This window comes from Pseudonocardia sp. ICBG601 (assembly GCF_020496245.1).
Window position 1 is genome coordinate 3,169,445 of sequence record NZ_JAHLJA010000148.1, and the last position, 17,312, is coordinate 3,186,756.

A 17,312-nucleotide genomic window follows, 5' to 3' on the forward strand; every position below is an offset into this window, starting at 1 on the left:
ACCCCTCAGCCCCGCGCGAGCAGCAGACGCAGCGGGGTGGAGGACGGGTCGCCGGGCACCGTGCGCAGCACGGTCTCGGTGACCATCCCGGCCGACCGGTAGAGCGCCAGCGCCGCGACGTTGTCCGCGGCCACCTCGAGCCACAGCCGCCCCGGGCCCGCCCACGGCGGCCCGTCGGGGGCGTCGCCGGTCGCTCCGGGCACCCCGGCGACGGCGAGGGCGGCACCGAGCAGGGCCCGTCCGGCCCCGGTGCCGCGCCGGTCGGGGTGGACCACGAGCCGGTGCAGCTCGACGCCCGGTTCCGGGCCGCGGGGTGCGGCCAGCACGACGTAGCCCGCCGGGCCGGGCTCGCCCGGGCGTTCCAGGAGCAGGTGCAGCCGCGCCGGGTCGGCCGCGGCGTCGTCGTGCCACTCCGGTCCGCCGGCGACGCCGATACCCGGGGCGCCGTCGTCGAGCGCGGCCAGCGCGGCGGAGTCCGCCGGACCGCGCCACCGGCGCAGGACGCCGTCCCGGGTCGGGTGTGCGGGCGTCGTGCGTTCACCGGTCGTCCGTGCGGGGGTCGCCACCCGGCCATCGTGCGTCCACCCGCGCGGTCCCGCTCGGCCGGGGGCCGCGCGGCGGCGGGGTCAGGACCGCAGGAAGGCGTCGATCTCTGCGGCGAACGGCTCCGGGTCGAGCAGCAGCTCCAGGTGGCCGCCGGGGTAGCGGCTGATCCGGGAGCGGCGGATCCCGCGGTGCAGCATCGTGGCGTTGCCGCGCGGGACGATCGGGTCGTCGTCGCCGGCGATGATCAGGGTGTCCGCGGTGATCGCCGGCAGCAGCGGCAGGCTGGTCCAGCCCGAGAGCGCCATCAGCTGGTAGTAGTAGCCGCGCATCGGGCCGCGCCGGGCCCCCGCGCCGAGCGCCTCCGCGGCCCGTTCCGGGTGGTCGCGCAGCGAGCCGCCGTAGATGCGGGCGGCGACGGCGTCGACGTAGGACGGGTCCTGGTGGCGCTTCGGCGAGGTCATGACCGCCATCACCCGCGGCGACGCCGGGATCATCAGCGCCCCCGGCCCGGTCGCGGCCAGCACGAGCTTGCGCACCCGGCGGCGACGGCTGATCGCCAGCTGCTGGGCCAGCATCCCGCCCCAGGAGAACCCCAGGACGTCGGCCTCCCGCACGCCCAGCTTCGTCAGCACCTGCCCGAGCCGGTGCGCCATCCACGTCAGGTGGTACGGCATCCGCGGCACCGCCGACCCGCCGATGCCCGGCGGGTCGAACCGGATGACGTCGAGGTCCGCGGGCAGCGCCGCGACCAGCGGATCGAGCACGTCGGTGGCGGCGCCGATGCCGTTGCACAGCAGCAGCGGGGTGCGGCGGGGGCCCGGGCCGGAGGCGGGGCGACGCACGACGCGCAGGGCACGGCCGCCGACGAGCACGTCGTGCTCCTCGAGGCCGGCGCCGCCGACGGGCCGGGAGCTGGAAGTGGTCATCACCGCCGAGCCTAGGTGCCGCGGCCGGGCGGTGGGGTGCCGGAAAGCCCCGGGTGTGACGATCCCGGACCCCACCCTCAGACGGGGGCGGGCTCGCCCAGGTAGGTCCCCGGGGCCGGGAACAGCGGGCGCAGGCGGCGTCCGCCCAGCTCCGGGGGCGCGTCGCGCAGCGTGCCGGAGCGCTCGACCAGCCAGGCGGCCAGGTCGTCCCACCAGGAGCCCTCGACGGCCTCGGCCCCGGCCCGCCAGCGCTGCGCCACGCCGTCGCCGGTGGAGCAGGGTGCCGCGCGGAACCCGGTCGCCACCGACGGCGGCGCGATCAGCGCGCCCGCCTGGTCACCGGGGGCCAGGACGAGCCGGCAGCCGCCGCCGAGGCGCTGCGCGGTGCGGTACCCGCCCGTCCAGGGCTGCACCGGGTCGTCGTCGGCGGCGACGAGGTAGCTGTCGCGACGCAGCTCGGCGAACCGGACGGGGGTGCCGAGGACCCGCACGTCGGGCCGGTCCGGGCCCGCGCCGTCGCCGGAGGCCGCGGCCAGCGCGGCGAGGTCGGTGTGCAGCCCGGCGGGCAGCGGCAGCAGGTCGGCCACCCAGGCCCGCATCGCCCGCGCGGCGCGCCCGTCCAGGTCGGCGGTCCCGCCACCGCGCGGCACCGCCCACGGCAGCACCCGGTCCGGGCCGCGCCGCCACGCCCAGGCCCGCACCGCCGTCGCGCCGTCGAGGACGCCGTCGCGGGCGGCCAGACCCGCGGTCTCGGCGACGGTCGCCGGGTCGGGGGCGAAGCCGGGCAGCGCGTCGGACTGGTCGAGGACGGTCGCCAGGTAGGCGACGGCGGCGACCCGGTCGTCGAGCCCGATCGCGGCCTGGTGGGCCTGCACCGCCGCGGTCAGCAGCCCGCCGGTGCGCACACCGAGCAGCGACACCCGCGGGGCGCGGGTGATGCGCCCGCAGGCGTCGACGGCGTCGAGGACGGCGGCGGCGTGTGCGTCGAGGTCGCGGTCGGCGTCGGCGGGGCCCGCCGGGCGCCAGGACAGCGCGAACACCTGCAGGCCCTTCCCGAGCAGGTGCTCGACCAGCGAGTACCCGGGCGCGAGGTCGGCCAGCCAGTAGCGGTGCACCAGCGGCGGGACGACCAGCACCGGGGTGTCGTGCACCTTCTCGGTCCGCGGCAGGTACTGCAGCAGCTCGAACATCGGGGTGCGCAGGACGACCGCGCCGGGCGTGGCGGCGACGTCGCGGCCGGGGACGGGGCCGCCCCGGGCGTCGCGGGCGCCGGTGTCGAAGGGCACCGAGGGGGTGTCGGCGCCGGGGGGTGTGAAGACCCGGTCGGCGATCTCCGCCGTGGCCGAGGTGTCCGGGGCGGGCCGTCCGTGATCGTCGTCCCGGCAGGGATCGGTGCCGTCGGTGGCACCGGCCCCTTCCGATCCGGTGATCACGAGGGGGGCCGGGCCGGGCAGCAGCAGGGCGGTCAGCCCCGCGAGGGCCGCGCGCAGCCGCTCGGCGTCCGCGGCGGGCAGGGGCACGTCGGGGCCCGCGACGGCGTCGTCGAGCAGCCCGGAGACCGCCCCGGTCGTCGCGAGCAGCACCTGGGCCGCGCACCGCGCCACCGGCGCGACCGGACCGGCCGGCACGTCCGGGGCGAGGGTGGAGCGGCCCAGACCGACCCGGCCCAGCTCGGCGACCCAGTCGCCGCCGCGGCGCAGGAGCAGCAGGGGCCGGGCGGACACCGCGGCCGCCAGCCGCAGTCCCGCCGCGGGCAGGGCGAGGGGGCCGGCGTCGGCTGGGGTGCGGTCGCGCTCGCTCATCGCCTCCATCATCTCCACCGCCACCGGTCGCGGCGCGTTCACCCCGTCGTCGGGCGACGTTCGGACCGGACCGGCACGGTGACCCGGTCGCGCCGTACGAGACCCCGGAGCCCGATGAGCACCGTCGCCCCGTCCACCCCGTCCCCGCAGGCGTCCCCGGCCGGGACGGGGGCGTTCCTGCGGGAGTTCCTGCGCGACCCGCTGCGCACGGCGTCGGCGCTGCCGAGCTCCCGGGCGCTGGCCCTCGCCGCCACCGCACCGGTCCCCGCGACGGGGGACCCGGTCGTCGTCGAGCTGGGGCCGGGCACCGGGGCGTTCACCGACGTCATCGCCGAGCGGCTCGGCGGCCGTGGCCACCACCTGGCCGTCGAGCTGAACCCGCGCCTGGCCGCGCTGCTGCGGGCCCGCCACCCCGGGCTCGACGTCGCCGTCGCCGACGCGGCCGAGCTGCCCGCGCTGCTCGCCGCCCGCGGGCTCGGCGGCGCCGACGTCGTCGTCTCCGGGCTGCCGTGGGCGGCCTACCCGCGCGACGAGCCGTGGCTGACCGACGTCGTCGCCGGCTGCCTGCACCCCGACGGCGCCCTGACCCAGTTCGGCTACTCGGTGACCCGGGCCCTGCCGCCCGCCCGCCGGCTCCGGCGGCGGCTCGCCGCGGCCTTCGAGGAGGTCGTGCACGGCCGCGCGGTGCTCGCCAACGTCCCGCCCGCGTTCGTCCTCACCGCCCGCCGTCCGCGGCCGCCCCGGGGCTGACCTGGCCCGTCACCGCCGGGGAGGCCCCGGGCCCGCCCACCGGGCGGCGACGGTGCGGCCCCCGGCTACCCTGATCCGCGCCCCGCAGCCCGGTCGGCGTCGACGCGCGGACCTGCCGGGGATCGCCGGTTCCCACCCGGGAACGACCCACGGACCAGGGGAGACGTGTGTCGCAGACCCAGCTCGTGTCGCCCGAGACCCGCCCGCTGCGCGCGTGGCAGCGCAGCGCACTCGCCCGCTACCTCGCGACCTCGCCGCGGGACTTCCTCGCGGTCGCGACCCCGGGCGCGGGCAAGACGACCTTCGCCCTGCGCGTCGCGTCGGAGCTGCTGCGGGACCGGATCGTCGACGCGATCACCGTCGTCACCCCGACCGAGCACCTGAAGTACCAGTGGGCCGAGTCGGCCGCGGCCGCCGGCGTCGCGCTCGACCCGGAGTTCCGCAACTCCGCGGGCGGTACCTCGCGGGACTACCAGGGCATCGCGATCACCTACGCCGGCGTCGCCGCGCACCCGATGCTGCACCGCAACCGCACCGAGAACCGCCGGATGCTGGTGATCCTCGACGAGATCCACCACGCCGGCGACGCCAAGAGCTGGGGCGAGGGCGTCTACGAGGCGTTCGAGCCCGCCACCCGGCGCCTCGCCCTGACCGGGACGCCGTTCCGCTCCGACGACAACCCGATCCCGTTCGTCGAGTACGTCCCCGACGCCGAGGGCGCCCCGCGCAGCCGGGCCGACCACCAGTACGGCTACGCCGAGGCACTCGCCGACAACGTGGTCCGGCCGGTGGTCTTCCTGGCCTACTCCGGTACCTCCAACTGGCGCACCAGCGCGGGCGAGGAGATCTCCGCCCGGCTGGGGGAGCCGCTGACCCGCGAGCAGACCGCGATGGCCTGGCGGACCGCGCTGGACCCCTCGGGGGACTGGATGCCCGCGGTGCTCGCCGCGGCCGACCGCCGCCTGCAGAGCCACCGCGACGGCGGCATGCCCGACGCGGGCGGCCTGGTCATCGCCACCGACCAGACCGCGGCCCGCGCCTACGCCACGCTGCTGCAGCGCATCACCGGTGTGCGGCCCGCGGTCGTCCTGTCCGACGAGGCGGGCGGCTCGGACCGGATCGCGGAGTTCTCCCGCTCGACCGAGCGGTGGATGGTCGCGGTCCGGATGGTGTCCGAGGGCGTCGACGTGCCGCGCCTCGCCGTCGGCGTCTATGCGACCAGCGCCTCGACCCCGCTGTACTTCGCCCAGGCCATCGGCCGGTTCGTGCGGTCGCGGCGGCAGGGCGAGACCGCGTCGGTGTTCGTCCCCAGCGTCCCGGTGCTGCTCGGCCTGGCCAGCGAGCTGGAGGCGCAGCGCGACCACGTCCTCGGCAAGCCGCAGCGGCCCGAGGAGGTCTGGAACGACGCCGAGCTCAACGAGGCCAACAAGGTCAAGGACGAGCCCGGTGAGCAGGAGAAGGCGTTCACCTCCCTCGGCGCCGACGCCGAGCTGGACCAGCTGATCTACGAGGGCGCCACCTACTCCGCCGACGAGGAGGACTACCTCGGGCTGCCCGGGCTGCTGGAGCCCGACCAGGTGCGCACGCTGCTGTCCCAGCGGCAGGCCGACTGGATCGCGAAGGGTTCGCCGCGCACCGGGGCCCAGGCCCGCGCCACCCCGGCGACCGAGCCCACCCCGCCGCCGGCCGCCGAGCGCGGGCAGAGCGTCCGGGAACGGCTGCAGACGCTGCGCAAGGAGCTCAACACCCTGGTCGCGCTGCACAACCACAAGACCCGCAAGCCGCACGGGAAGATCCACAACGAGCTGCGGGCGCACTGCGGCGGCCCGCCGGTGGCGATGGCGACCATCGAGCAGCTCGAGGAGCGCATCGCGACGCTGCGTTCCTGGCGCTGAGAGCCGCTCTGGCGGGCCGCTGCCGCGCCGGCGGGCCCGCGGGCGACCCGGCGGGTGCGGGCGCGGTGGGGGGCCGGCTCGTCGCCGTCGCGGGGCCGCGGCGCCACCGCGTCGAGGGCGTGGCGTCACCGCGGCGACGGCGCGGCCGGGCGCACGGTGATCCGTTCCGCGCGCGCTGATCCGCTCGGCGCGCGCGTCCGGACACGCGCGGGCTGCGGATCAGCGCGCGGGCTGCGGATCACCGCGCGAACTAAGGATCACCGCGCGGGCTGCGGATCACCGTGCGGACGTCGCGCCTCCGGAGCGGTCAGGACGGAGCGGTCAGGACGGGGCGGCCCGATCCCGGGCGGACGTGGCCGGGACGGGGACGGGTTCGTCGCCGTCGCGGGACCGCAGGGCCACCGCGGCGACGACCAGCGCGATCCCCACGGCCTCCAGCGGCCCCGGCAGCTGACCGAGGACGACGAGCCCGACCAGCGTCGCGGTGGCGGGCAGCAGCGCCAGCAGGACCGCGAACCGGGCCTGCCCGACCCGGCGCAGCACGACCTGGTCGAGCACGTAGGGGACCACCGAGCTGAGCACACCCAGCCCGACGGACAGGCCGAGCACCGCCGGATCGGCGAGCGGCGCGAGGTTCGCGACGCCGAACCCGGTCGCGGCGCCCGCACCCCCGGTGAACAGCAGCGGGACCAGGACGACGGCGGCCACGGTGAACCCGGTCGCCAGGTCGTCGATGCCGGAACCGGCCCGCGCGACCCGCTTGCCCAGCACGATGTAGGCCGCCCACATCGCCGCCGCGCCGAGCGCCCACAGCACCCCGGCGGGGCTGCCGGACCAGCGGACGTCGGCGATGAGGAGCACGCCCGCCGCGGCCAGGCCGACCGCGCCGACGTCGCGGAACCGGCGCGAGGCGAGCGCCGCGACCAGGACCGGGCCGGTGAACTCGACCGCCACCGCGGTGCCGAGCGGCAGCCGTGCGATCGCCTCGTAGTAGGCGACGTTCATCAGCGCCGTGGCCAGCCCGAACGTCCCCGCGCGGACGAGCCGGACGCCGCGCCAGGCGTCGCGGCCGGGGCGGCGCCACGCCAGCAGCACCAGCGCGGCGCCGATGAGGCGCAGCTCGGCGACCGCCGACGGCGCGAGCCGGTCGAACAGCCCGACGGCCAGCGCGGCCCCCACGTACATCGAGGTCCCACCGGCCAGGAACAGCAACGGAGCGGGAACACGATCGGGCGACGGGCGGGGACTCACCCGGCCAACGTAGACCGCGACACACCGTATTTACCGTGGCGCGCTTGCACGTCGGGCGAGTTGCCCGCATGATTCACACGCAGTCAACTTCATACGCAATCGGTCACCGCGGGTACATCGCGGCGCCACCGAACCGTGCGGCGCACGCCACACGTGACGGACGTCGCGACGCATCCCGGGAACACGTACAGGGGCCTCGAGCGTCTGTACAGGTGTGGGCGAACCGCTCGTGCGGTCGTCACAGTGCTACGGCGGCGAGCGCCCGAAGCCCGCCGCCGCGACGGAGGGAGACCGCTATGCAGCCCGAAACGCTGACCCGGCCCGAACTGACCCTTGCCGACCGTTGCGACCGCTGCGGAGCGGCCGCCAAGGTGCGCGCGATCCTGCCCTCCGGTGGGGAACTCCTGTTCTGCAACCACCACGGCAACGCGCACGCAGCCAAGCTGCGTGAGTCCGGGGTGCAGGTGCAGACCGGGGAGTGACGCCCGGGGCGCCACCGCGCCCCACCACAGACCCGCGAACGGGGCGGGGATCCGATCGGATCCCCGCCCCGTTCGGCATGTCAGGGGTCTTCAGGACACCGGTGCGAGCGGCTCCGGACCGGTGCCAGGGCCCCAGGCCGGCCGCGACGGCGCCGGGTCGGCGGGCAGCGGGGTGGCGCCGGTGACGATGTCGGCGGCCCGCTCGGCCACCATCACCACCGGGCCGTAGGTGTTGGCGTTGGGCACGTCCGGGAAGATCGACGCGTCGACGACCCGCAGGCCCTCGGTGCCGTGCACGCGCAGCGTCGACGGGTCCACGACGGCGTCGGCGTCGGTGCCCATCCGCGCGGTGCTGGTCGGGTGCAGACCGTTCTGGGCGCGCCGGGACACCCAGTCGAGGATCTCGGCGTCGGAGCGGACGCCCTCGCCGGGGAAGGTCTCCCCGGCGTCGAGGCCGGCGAACGCCGGCTGGGTCAGGATCTCCCGGGCCAGGCCGACGGCCTCCACCCAGCGACGCCGGTCGCCGTCGGTGACCAGGTAGTTCTGCACCAGGCGCGGCGGGACCGCGGTGTCGCGGGACACCGCCCGCACCGACCCGCGGACGTCGCCCGCCATCACCGAGACGTGCATCTCGTAGCCGTGCCCGACCGGCGGGACGTCCGGCGCGAAGCGCATCGCGACCGGCGCGAACAGCATCATCACGTCCGGGATGCCCCCGGCCATCGAGGTGGAGGCGAACCCGCCGATCTCGAAGTGGTTGCTGGCCCCGATCCCGGTACCCGAGACGAGCCAGCGGGCCGCCGCGGCGGGCAGCCGGTGCGGGGCCCGGTGCGGGGCCAGCGAGATCGGCTGGGAGCAGGCGTGCTGCAGGTGCACCGCGAGGTGGTCCTGCAGGTTCGCGCCGACCCCGGGCAGCGCCACCCGGGTCTCGACGCCGATGCCGGCGAGGTGCTCCGGGTCGCCGAAGCCGGACACCTGGAGCAGCTGGGGGGTGGCGATGGAGCCGGCGGCCAGCAGGGTCTCGCCGGCGTCGACGTCGCGGAGGGTGCCGTCGGAGGCGCGGTAGCGGACGCCGATGACCCGGGTGCCGCGGGCGTCGGTGCGCAGCGCGCGGACCAGGGCACCGGTGCGGACGGTCAGGTTGGGCCGCGAGGCGGCGACCGGGTGCAGCCAGGCGTCGGTCGCCGAGAAGCGGCGCCCGCGCGAGATCGTGCGCTCGGTGCGGGAGAAGCCCTCCTGGACGGGACCGTTCGTCGAGTCGAGCAGCGCGTGCCCGGCCTGCTGCGCCGCGGCCAGGAACGCCGCGTTCAGCGGACCCGCGGCCGGGGCGCGCTCGAGGACCTGCGGGCCGTGGCCGCCGTCGGGCAGCGGGGTGCCGTGCTCGGACATCCGCCGCTCCAGGCGGCGGAAGTAGGGCAGCAGGTGGGCCGAGCTCCACTGCTCGCAGCCGGGCAGGCGGGACCAGCGGTCGTAGTCGCCCGGGTGGGCCCGCTGGTAGACCATCCCGTTGATGCTGCTGCTGCCGCCCAGGACCTTCCCGCGCGGGACGGCGATCCGTCGCCCGGCCAGACCGGCCTCGGGCTCGGTGACGTAGCACCAGTCGTAGCGGGGGTTGCCCCACGCCTTCGACAGCGCGGCGGGCATCCGGATGATCGGGTCCCAGCGGTGGTCGGGCCGGCCCGCCTCGAGCATCAGCACCCGGCGCGTGGGATCCTCGGTGAGCCGGGCGGCCAGCACCGCCCCCGCGGATCCCCCGCCGACGATGACGACGTCGTACCGGCCCATTGCGCGCCCTCCACACCTACTGTCGGGATTGCCCTGTTCGAGGGAGCAACCCCCCTTGCGTGGATCACGGTACGCCGCGCCCACCGGCCGTCACCGCCGCCCCCGTAGGCTCGATGGTGTGACGACGACCGAGCGCGGTGCGGACGACGGAGCGGATCTCCGCGCCGGTACCGCGGACGACGCCGACGCCGCGCTGGCCGCCCTCGCCGCCCAGCTGGAGGCGTCGGTCGCCGAGCTGTCCTCGGCCCGCGAACGGGTGGCCGAGCTGCAGGAGCTGCGGTCGCAGGGGCTGAGCTGGCGGGCGATCGTCCCGCGCGAGCCGCGGCCGCTGATCGTCGAGACCCTCACCCGCACCCTCGACGGCCTGGGCGCCGTCGGCGGCCGGTTCCGCCGCGAGGAGGCCGTCGCGCTGCACGGCGAGGGCGAGACGATCGCCGGGATCGGCAGGCTGTTCGGGGTCAGCCGCCAGCGCGTGTCGGCCTACCTGCAGGAACACCAGCAGCTCCTCGACCGGTACGCGGCCCGCGAGGACCGCCCGGAGTCCTGACCCCCGCTCAGCCCTGGTCGTGCCGGCGGTGCCGCGCCTGCCGCTGGGCGGGCACCCGCGGCGCCACCGGCACCACGGGGGAGCGGCGGGCCGCCGGGATCAGCGCGGTGCGGTCGATCGCGTCGGGCTGCTCCGGCACCGACGGCTGCGCGGCGCGCAGCTGCAGCCGGGCCAGCTCGCGGACGTCGGTGAGCCGGGCCGCGAGTGCGGTGACCACCGGCGCCAGCGCGACGACCAGCCGCTCGCCGAGCGGGTCGTCGGGCCCGCCGCGGGCGAACAGCTGCAGGGCGCCCGCGGTGCGCCCGGCCACCGGGACCGGCACCGACAGCGAGCGGACCAGGCCGCAGTCGGCCGCGGCGGCGGCCAGCTCGGGCGGCCCGGACCGGGTCAGGTCCGGGGTGGTCAGCGTGCGGTCGCCGCGCTCGGCGGCGGGGCCCGGCCCGGCGTCGGCCCGGCGCTGCAGCTCACCCAGGCGCACGGCGGCGGTGTCGGAGCCGAACACCCGCCGGGCCTCGGGGTCGCGGGGGTCGGCGGGCTCGCGCAGCAGCAGCGCCGCACCCCCGACCCGGGCGGCGGGCACCAGCGCGACGCAGATCCCGGAGAGCATCGCGGCGACGTCGGCGTGCGCGACGGAGGTGGCGCCGGCCTGCAACGCGACCCGCACCAGGGCGGGCGCCGGGTCGGGCGTCGGCCGCCCGGTCGTGCCGGAGGTCCAGAGCGAGGCCGCCATCTCGTCCCTTCCGCGTCAGCTCCCGCGAGCGGGGGTTCGTGACACAGCGTCGCGGGTGTGGTGGCGAGGATAACGATCGTGGTCGCCGCCGCGGACGGCGGCTCGCCCGGCCCGTCCCGACGATCACCGCAGGTGACGGAACCGGAGGCTCCGGTGACCGCGGGTGTCCGGCCGGTCCGGTGCGACGGACGCCGGCCCGGCAGGACCGGGTGGGCCGCGTAAGGTTTCGGACGTACCGCGGGAGCCCGCGCACCGAGGCTGAGAGGGCGGCAGGACCGGCCGCCGACCGTTCGAACCTGATCCGGGTCACACCGGCGTAGGGAGGCCGCTCCGTGCTGTCACGTGCTCTCCGTCCGCTCGCCGTCGCGCTGGCGCTCGCGCTGGCCCTGTCCGGCTGCGCCGCGGCCGACGGCTCCGGCGGCTCCGCCGGGGGCGGGCCGATCCGCGTCGCGCTGGACTGGACGCCGAACACCAACCACATCGGGTTGTTCGCCGCCCAGCAGGCGGGCTACTTCCGCGACGCCGGCCTCGACGTCGAGTTCCTGCCCTACAACCAGACCTCGCCGGACACCCTGGTCGGCTCCGGCGCCGCGGACTTCGGCATCGGCTTCCAGGACTCGTTCACGTTCTCCAAGGCCGCGGGCGCCGACATCACCTCGGTGATGGCGATCCTGCAGCACTGGGCCACCGAGATCGCGGTGCGCGCCGACCGCACCGACATCCGGTCCCCGCGCGACCTCGACGGCAAGGTCTACGCCGGGTTCGGCGGGCCCGGGGAGAACCAGAAGATGCAGGCCGTGATCCGGGCCGACGGCGGGCGCGGCGACTTCCGCACCGAGGTCCTGTCCACCGCCGCCTACGAGGCGCTCTACTCCGGCCAGGCCGACTTCACCGAGCCGTTCGTCAACGTCGAGGGCATCGAGGCGCAGCTGCGCGGCGAGCCGATCCGCACCTTCCGCTACACCGACTACGGCTTCCCGGACTCCTACAACGTGCTGCTGCTGGGCAACTCGACCTGGCTGCGCGACAACCCCGACCGGGCACGCGCGTTCGTGCAGGCCGTCCAGAAGGGCTACGCGCTGGCCGCGCAGGACCCGGCGACCGCGGCCCGGATGCTCAAGGAGGCCAACCCCGGCGCGTTCACCTCCGACGCGCTGGTCGACCGGGGCGCGCAGATGCTCAGCGAGCGCTTCCTGCGCGACGCGCAGGGCCGCGTCGGGTTCCAGACCCCGCAGCAGTGGGCCGGGTTCTCCGGGTTCCTCTACGACACGGGCACCGTCGCGGGGCCGGACGGCGCCCCGGTGCGGCAGAAGCCGGACTTCTCGACCTGGTTCACCAACGACTACCTGGCACCGTGATCCGCCGGCTGTGGCCGGCCGCGGCGCTGGTCACCGCCCTGCTGGTCGCCTGGCAGGTCGCGGTCACCGTCGCCGGCACCCGCCCCCAGGTGCTGCCCTCGCCGCTGCGGGTCCTCGAGCAGGGCTGGGCGTTCCGGGCCGAGCTGTGGGCGAACACCCTGCCGACGGTCCAGGTGACGCTGATCGGGTTCACCGTCTCGATGGCGCTGGCCTGGGCGGCCGCGGTCGCGGTGGACTTCTCGCCGTGGCTGCGCCGGGCGCTGACCCCGCTGCTGGTGGCCTCGCAGACGCTGCCGGTGGTCGCGATCGCCCCGCTGCTCATCATCTGGTTCGGGTTCGGCCTGCTGCCGAAGGTGCTGGTCATCGCGCTGGTGACGTTCTTCCCGGTGGCGGTCGGGCTGATCGAGGGCTTCGCCGCGACCGACCGGTCCGCGACCGCGCTGCTGCGCTCGATGGGGGCCTCGCGCTGGCAGCGGTTCCGCTACGTGCGGCTGCCCGGGGCGCTGCCGTCGTTCTTCACGGCGCTGCGGATCGCGATCACCTACGCCGTCACCGGGGCGATCTTCGCCGAGTACGTCGGCGCCCGGGCCGGCCTGGGGATCTTCATGCAGCTGCAGAAGAACCAGTTCCGCACCGACCTGGTGCTCGCCGCCGTCGGCGTGACCGCGGTGCTGTCGGTGTCGCTGTTCGCGCTGACCTTCCTGCTGCAGCGCCTGGTCACGCCGTGGTACGTGGCCGACCACGACGGACACGGTGCGCGGTGAAGGTCGCGGTGAGCGACCTGTCGGTCTCCTACGGCGACCTGCCGGTGCTGTCCGGGGTGAGCCTGGACGTCGCGCCGGGGGAGTTCGTATCGCTCGTCGGGCCGTCGGGGTGCGGCAAGTCGACGCTGTTCGGGGCCCTGGCGGGCATCCTCGACGGGGCGACGGTGACCGGCGGGATCGCGGTCGACGGCGGCCCGGTGCGCGGCGCCCCGTTCGGCCTGATGCCCCAGCAGGACCTGCTGTTCCCGTGGCGCACCGTGCTCGACAACACCACCCTCGGGCTGGAGGTCGCCGGCGTGGGGCGCCGCGAGGCCCGCGAGCGCGCCCGCGCGCTGTTCGAGCCGTTCGGGCTGGCCGGCTTCGAGGACGCCCGCCCGGGCGAGCTGTCGGGCGGCATGCGCCAGCGCGCGGCGCTGCTGCGCACCGTCGTCGGGGGGCGCGAGGTGCTGCTGCTCGACGAGCCGTTCGGCGCGCTGGACGCGCTCACCCGGACCGCGATGCAGGACTGGCTGGAGTCGGTCCGCGCCCGCTACGGCTGGACGACGGTCCTGATCACCCACGACGTGCGGGAGGCGGCCCTGCTCTCGGACCGGGTGCTGGTGTTCTCGCCGCGCCCGGCGACCGTGGTGCGGGAGGTCGTCGTCGACGCCGGGCGGCCGCGCAGCCGTACCGACCCGGCCCTGGCGGCGGTCGAGGCGGACCTGCTGGAGACCCTGCGGGGCTGACGCGGGCCCGACCCGGGGCAGGGCCGGCCGTCGTCGCCCGCGACGGCACGTTCCGTCGCCGTTGCGACCGTCCGGATCGTGCCGCAGGGCAACAAAGTCGATGTTCGTGACCGGATCGTGATGACGAAAGGGGAACTCTCTCGATTCAGAAGGCTGTCGCGGAACCGGTCTCGCCCAATACGTTGGCGCTCGCAACATTCACCCGTTCGTGATCATGCGAGCGGTCCACAACGTCGTGGAGGGAGACCCCGATGGGGGCACGGAACACGGGGCGCGGTCCCCGGCTGCGTCGGGCGGTCGCGGCGGCGGGCCTCGGCCTGCTGCTGGCCGTCGCGGGCTGCGGACAGAACAGCGCGGGCGGCGGCGGGGAGGCCGCCGGCGGCGGCTCCGGCGGCTCCGGCGGCGGGGTGAAGGTCGGGGTGATCCTCCCCGAGACCGACTCCTCGGCACGCTGGGAGGGCTTCGACAAGCCCATGCTGGACAAGGCGCTGCGCGCCCAGGGCATGGACCCCGACATCCAGAACGCCCAGGGCGACGAGCAGAAGTTCTCCACCCTGGCCGACGGCATGATCTCCAGCGGCGTCAAGGTCATGATCATCGCCTCGATCAGCAGCGACGGCGGCACCGCCGTCGCCCAGAAGGCCAAGGCCCAGGGCATCCCGGTCATCGACTACGACCGGCTCAACCTCGGCGGCGTCAGCGACTACTACGTCTCCTTCGACAACGAGAAGGTCGGCGCCCTGCAGGGCGAGGGCCTGGTCCAGGGCATCGGCAACAAGCCGGGCGCCCAGGTCATCGAGATCGAGGGCGCGCCGACCGACAACAACGCCACCCTGTTCTACAACGGCCAGCAGACCGTGCTCAAGCCCAAGTACGAGTCCGGGGCGCTGAAGCTGGTGCAGAGCCAGAAGATCGACAAGTGGGACAACCAGGTCGGCGGGACCACCTTCGAGCAGATCCTCACCGGTAACGGCGGCAAGTTCGACGGCGTCGTCGCCGCCAACGACGGCCTCGCCGGCGCCATCGTCACGGTGCTGGCCAAGTACGGTCTGAACGGCAAGGTCGTGGTCACCGGCCAGGACGCCACCGCCGACGGGCTCGCCGCGATCCTGCGCGGGGACCAGTACATGACGGTGTTCAAGCCGATCGAGCAGGAGGCCGAGGCCGCCGCGAAGCTCGCCGGTGACCTCGCCAAGGGCGACACCGCGGCCGCCGACGGCGTCGCCACCCAGACGGTCAAGGACCCGAAGGGCAACCGCGACGTCAAGTCGGTGCTGCTCGAGCCGCAGCTGATCACCAAGGACTCGGTCAAGAAGGTCACCGACGCCGGCTACGTCAAGGCCTCGGAGATCTGCAACACCGAGACCCAGGCCGCCTGCACCCAGCTCGGCATCAAGTAGGACCCGCAGCCGGACCGGGCCGCGGCGGAGACCTCGCCGCGGCCCGGCCGACGCCCACGTGGAAGGTGCCCGAAGTGGCCGACCCCATCCTCTCCCTGCGCGGTGTGTCGAAGAGCTTCGGCGCCGTGCAGGTCCTGCACGACGTCGACCTGACCGTGCGCGCCGGCGAGGTCACCGCGCTCGTCGGCGACAACGGCGCGGGCAAGTCCACCCTGGTCAAGTGCGTCGCGGGTATCCACCCGATCGACTCCGGCGAGGTCCTGTTCGAAGGGGCGCCGGTGACCGTCGCCGGCCCGTCGGACGCCTCCCGGCTCGGCATCGAGGTCGTCTACCAGGACCTCGCGCTGGCCGACAACCTCGACATCGTCCAGAACATGTTCCTCGGCCGCGAGCGCGGCCGCTCCTGGATGCTCGACGAGGGCTCGATGGAGCAGGCCGCCCGCGACACCCTCGCGTCGCTCTCGGTCCGCACCGTCACCTCGGTCCGGACCCCGGTCGCGTCGCTGTCCGGCGGGCAGCGCCAGACCGTCGCCATCGCCAAGGCGGTCCTCTGGGACTCGCGCGTCGTGCTGCTCGACGAGCCGACCGCGGCGCTCGGCGTCGCCCAGACCCGCCAGGTGCTCGACCTCGTGCGACGGCTGGCCGAGCAGGGCCTCGGCGTCGTGCTCATCAGCCACAACATGGCCGACGTGTTCGAGGTGTCCGACCGGATCGCCTGCCTCTACCTCGGCCGGATGGTCGCGCAGGTCCCGACCCGCGAGGTCACGCACTCCGACGTCGTCCAGCTCATCACCGCGGGCCGCTCCGGCGAGCTCGGGCTGCCGCGGCCCGAGCAGGCGGTGACCTGATGGCCCCCCACCCCGACCCGTCCGGCCCCGCCGGCCCGGGAGGAGACACCGTGACCGAACGGACGCCCGCGCCCGAGCAGGAGCAGAGCGCGGCCCGCCGGGCGAACCCCGGTAACCGGGCCGCCGACTTCGGCATCGACACCACCGCTCGCACCACCCGCGAGGCGATCACGGCCTACCTGCGCGGGCTGCGCGGCGGTGACCTGGGCTCGCTGCCGGCGCTGCTCGGCCTGGCCGCGCTGTTCGTGCTGTTCAGCGTGCTGGACTCGGGCGGCACCTTCCCGAGCCTGCTCAACCTGGCGAACCTGCTCCAGCAGGGCGCCGGCCCGACCATCATCGCGATGGGCCTGGTGTTCGTGCTGCTCACCGGGGAGATCGACCTGGCCGCCGGTACGGCGTCCGGGCTGGCGGCGGCGCTGATGGCGCTGCACCTGATGAGCGACGGCAACGTGCTCGGCGCCACCGGCACCACCGTGTTCGTGCTGCTCGTGGCGGTGATGCTGGCCGGTGCGGTGCTCGCCGCGCTGGTCCGGGTGTGGGCCGGGTCGGTGATCAGCCTGCTCACCGCGGTCGTGCTCGTGATCGGGGTCCCGGCGAACGCGTTCACCGTGATGGGGCTCGCCGTCGGCGTCGGGGTGGTGATCGGCTGCCTCACCGGGTTCCTCGTGGCCCGGATCGGGATGCCGTCGTTCGTCGTGACGCTGGCGTTGTTCATCACGTGGCAGGGCGTGATCCTGCAGCTCATCGGCGACGGCGGCACCATCGCGCTGCGCGACCCCTTGATCAACGCCGTGGCGAACGGCAATCTCTCGGTCACGGCGTCCTGGGTGCTGTTCGTGGTCGTCGCCGGCGGCTACGCGGCCGTCCAGGTGGTGCGCCTGCGGACCCGGCTGCGGGGCGGGCTGGTCGCGCCGCCGACGGGGCTGGTCGCACTCAAGATCGGAGCGGTGGTGGTGCTCGGCGGGCTGGTGACCTTCGCGCTGGTGCAGGACCGCTCGCCCGGCGTCATCTCGATCGCCGGCATCCCCTACGTCGTCCCGATCGTGCTGGTGCTGCTCGTCGCGGGCACCTGGGTGCTCGACCGGACCCGGTTCGGCCGCCACGTCTACGCCGTCGGCGGCAACCGGGAGGCCGCGCGCCGGGCCGGCATCGACGTCGCCCGCATCCGGGCGTCGGTGTTCGTCATCTCCACCGCCTTCGCCGCGATCGGCGCGATCGTCTACTCGTCGAAGATCGGGTCGGTGAACCCGGCGGCCGGTGGCGGCAACACCCTGCTGTTCGCGGTCGGCGCCGCGGTCATCGGCGGCACGTCGCTGTTCGGCGGCCGCGGCCGGATCAGCAACGCCGTCATCGGCGGCACGGTGCTGGCCACGGTGCAGAACGGTCTGGGCCTGCTCAAGCAGCCCGCCGCCGTCGTGTTCGTGGTGACCGGCCTGGTGCTGCTGCTCGCGGCCGGTGTCGACGTGGCGTCACGGCGCCGGGCGGCGGCCACCGGCCGGTGAC

At 75.5% G+C, this 17,312-nt stretch carries 16 protein-coding genes and 1 riboswitch; of the genes, 10 read left to right on the forward strand and 6 right to left on the reverse strand.

Annotated features, from left to right (window positions below):
- Positions 1 to 5: 5 nt before the first annotated feature.
- From KPL57_RS44515 to KPL57_RS44525, 3 genes are all read right to left on the reverse strand, one after another.
- Complete coding sequence (locus KPL57_RS44515; RefSeq protein WP_226356387.1) at positions 6 to 566, reverse strand: N-acetyltransferase; 561 nt, start codon at positions 564 to 566, stop codon at positions 6 to 8.
- Positions 567 to 626: 60 nt separating this feature from the next.
- The gene (locus tag KPL57_RS44520) at positions 627 to 1,472 is read right to left on the reverse strand and encodes an alpha/beta fold hydrolase (protein ID WP_062404658.1); all 846 of its coding nucleotides are present in this window, start codon (positions 1,470 to 1,472) and stop codon (positions 627 to 629) included.
- Positions 1,473 to 1,549: 77 nt separating this feature from the next.
- Positions 1,550 to 3,274, reverse strand: coding sequence for a hypothetical protein (locus KPL57_RS44525; protein ID WP_226356388.1), 1,725 nt, complete (start codon positions 3,272 to 3,274; stop codon positions 1,550 to 1,552).
- A gap of 114 nt (positions 3,275 to 3,388) precedes the next feature.
- Here KPL57_RS44525 and KPL57_RS44530 point away from each other — a divergent pair, with 114 nt between their 5' ends.
- Together KPL57_RS44530 and KPL57_RS44535 are read left to right on the forward strand one after the other, a co-directional pair.
- Positions 3,389 to 4,024 (forward strand): class I SAM-dependent methyltransferase, encoded by a 636-nt coding sequence (locus KPL57_RS44530; RefSeq protein ID WP_226356389.1) that lies wholly within the window; start codon positions 3,389 to 3,391, stop codon positions 4,022 to 4,024.
- Between the two features lie 167 nt (positions 4,025 to 4,191).
- A complete protein-coding gene (locus KPL57_RS44535) occupies positions 4,192 to 5,919 on the forward strand; it encodes a DEAD/DEAH box helicase (protein WP_226356390.1) in 1,728 nt (575 codons plus the stop codon).
- A gap of 321 nt (positions 5,920 to 6,240) precedes the next feature.
- Here the strand turns inward: KPL57_RS44535 and KPL57_RS44540 are convergent, their stop codons facing one another.
- Complete coding sequence (locus tag KPL57_RS44540) at positions 6,241 to 7,104, reverse strand: DMT family transporter (protein ID WP_226356717.1); 864 nt, start codon at positions 7,102 to 7,104, stop codon at positions 6,241 to 6,243.
- Positions 7,105 to 7,466: 362 nt separating this feature from the next.
- On the opposite strand from KPL57_RS44540, the gene KPL57_RS44545 reads away from it, so the two are divergent.
- The gene (locus KPL57_RS44545) at positions 7,467 to 7,652 is read left to right on the forward strand and encodes a hypothetical protein (protein WP_062402550.1); all 186 of its coding nucleotides are present in this window, start codon (positions 7,467 to 7,469) and stop codon (positions 7,650 to 7,652) included.
- Positions 7,653 to 7,742: 90 nt separating this feature from the next.
- Here the strand turns inward: KPL57_RS44545 and KPL57_RS44550 are convergent, their stop codons facing one another.
- Entirely contained in the window at positions 7,743 to 9,437 is a 1,695-nt protein-coding gene (locus KPL57_RS44550; protein WP_226356391.1) for a choline dehydrogenase, read from the reverse strand.
- A gap of 118 nt (positions 9,438 to 9,555) precedes the next feature.
- On the opposite strand from KPL57_RS44550, the gene KPL57_RS44555 reads away from it, so the two are divergent.
- Positions 9,556 to 9,984: a hypothetical protein gene (locus KPL57_RS44555; RefSeq protein ID WP_226356392.1), complete on the forward strand. Its 429-nt coding sequence runs from the start codon at positions 9,556 to 9,558 to the stop codon at positions 9,982 to 9,984.
- Between the two features lie 7 nt (positions 9,985 to 9,991).
- Here the strand turns inward: KPL57_RS44555 and KPL57_RS44560 are convergent, their stop codons facing one another.
- Positions 9,992 to 10,714, reverse strand: coding sequence for a hypothetical protein (locus tag KPL57_RS44560; RefSeq protein WP_226356393.1), 723 nt, complete (start codon positions 10,712 to 10,714; stop codon positions 9,992 to 9,994).
- A 227-nt stretch (positions 10,715 to 10,941) separates the two neighbouring features.
- Positions 10,942 to 11,055: riboswitch (TPP riboswitch) on the forward strand.
- Here KPL57_RS44560 and KPL57_RS44565 point away from each other — a divergent pair.
- The 6 genes from KPL57_RS44565 (at position 11,047) to KPL57_RS44590 (ending at position 17,311) form a co-directional block, all read left to right on the forward strand.
- On the forward strand, positions 11,047 to 12,072 hold the full coding sequence (locus KPL57_RS44565; protein WP_226356394.1) for an ABC transporter substrate-binding protein: 1,026 nt from the start codon (positions 11,047 to 11,049) through the stop codon (positions 12,070 to 12,072). It overlaps the preceding riboswitch by 9 nt.
- Positions 12,069 to 12,836, forward strand: a complete 768-nt coding sequence (locus tag KPL57_RS44570; RefSeq protein WP_226356395.1) for an ABC transporter permease — start codon at positions 12,069 to 12,071, stop codon at positions 12,834 to 12,836. The genes KPL57_RS44565 and KPL57_RS44570 overlap by 4 nt, the downstream gene beginning before the upstream one ends.
- Positions 12,837 to 12,844: 8 nt before the next feature.
- Complete coding sequence (locus KPL57_RS44575; RefSeq protein WP_226356396.1) at positions 12,845 to 13,561, forward strand: ABC transporter ATP-binding protein; 717 nt, start codon at positions 12,845 to 12,847, stop codon at positions 13,559 to 13,561.
- A 251-nt stretch (positions 13,562 to 13,812) separates the two neighbouring features.
- On the forward strand, positions 13,813 to 14,961 hold the full coding sequence (locus KPL57_RS44580) for a sugar ABC transporter substrate-binding protein (protein ID WP_226356397.1): 1,149 nt from the start codon (positions 13,813 to 13,815) through the stop codon (positions 14,959 to 14,961).
- A gap of 74 nt (positions 14,962 to 15,035) precedes the next feature.
- Complete coding sequence (locus tag KPL57_RS44585) at positions 15,036 to 15,809, forward strand: ATP-binding cassette domain-containing protein (protein ID WP_100880336.1); 774 nt, start codon at positions 15,036 to 15,038, stop codon at positions 15,807 to 15,809.
- Positions 15,809 to 17,311 (forward strand): ABC transporter permease, encoded by a 1,503-nt coding sequence (locus tag KPL57_RS44590; protein WP_264198749.1) that lies wholly within the window; start codon positions 15,809 to 15,811, stop codon positions 17,309 to 17,311. Before KPL57_RS44585 ends, KPL57_RS44590 begins: the two co-directional genes overlap by 1 nt.
- Position 17,312 lies beyond the last annotated feature (1 nt).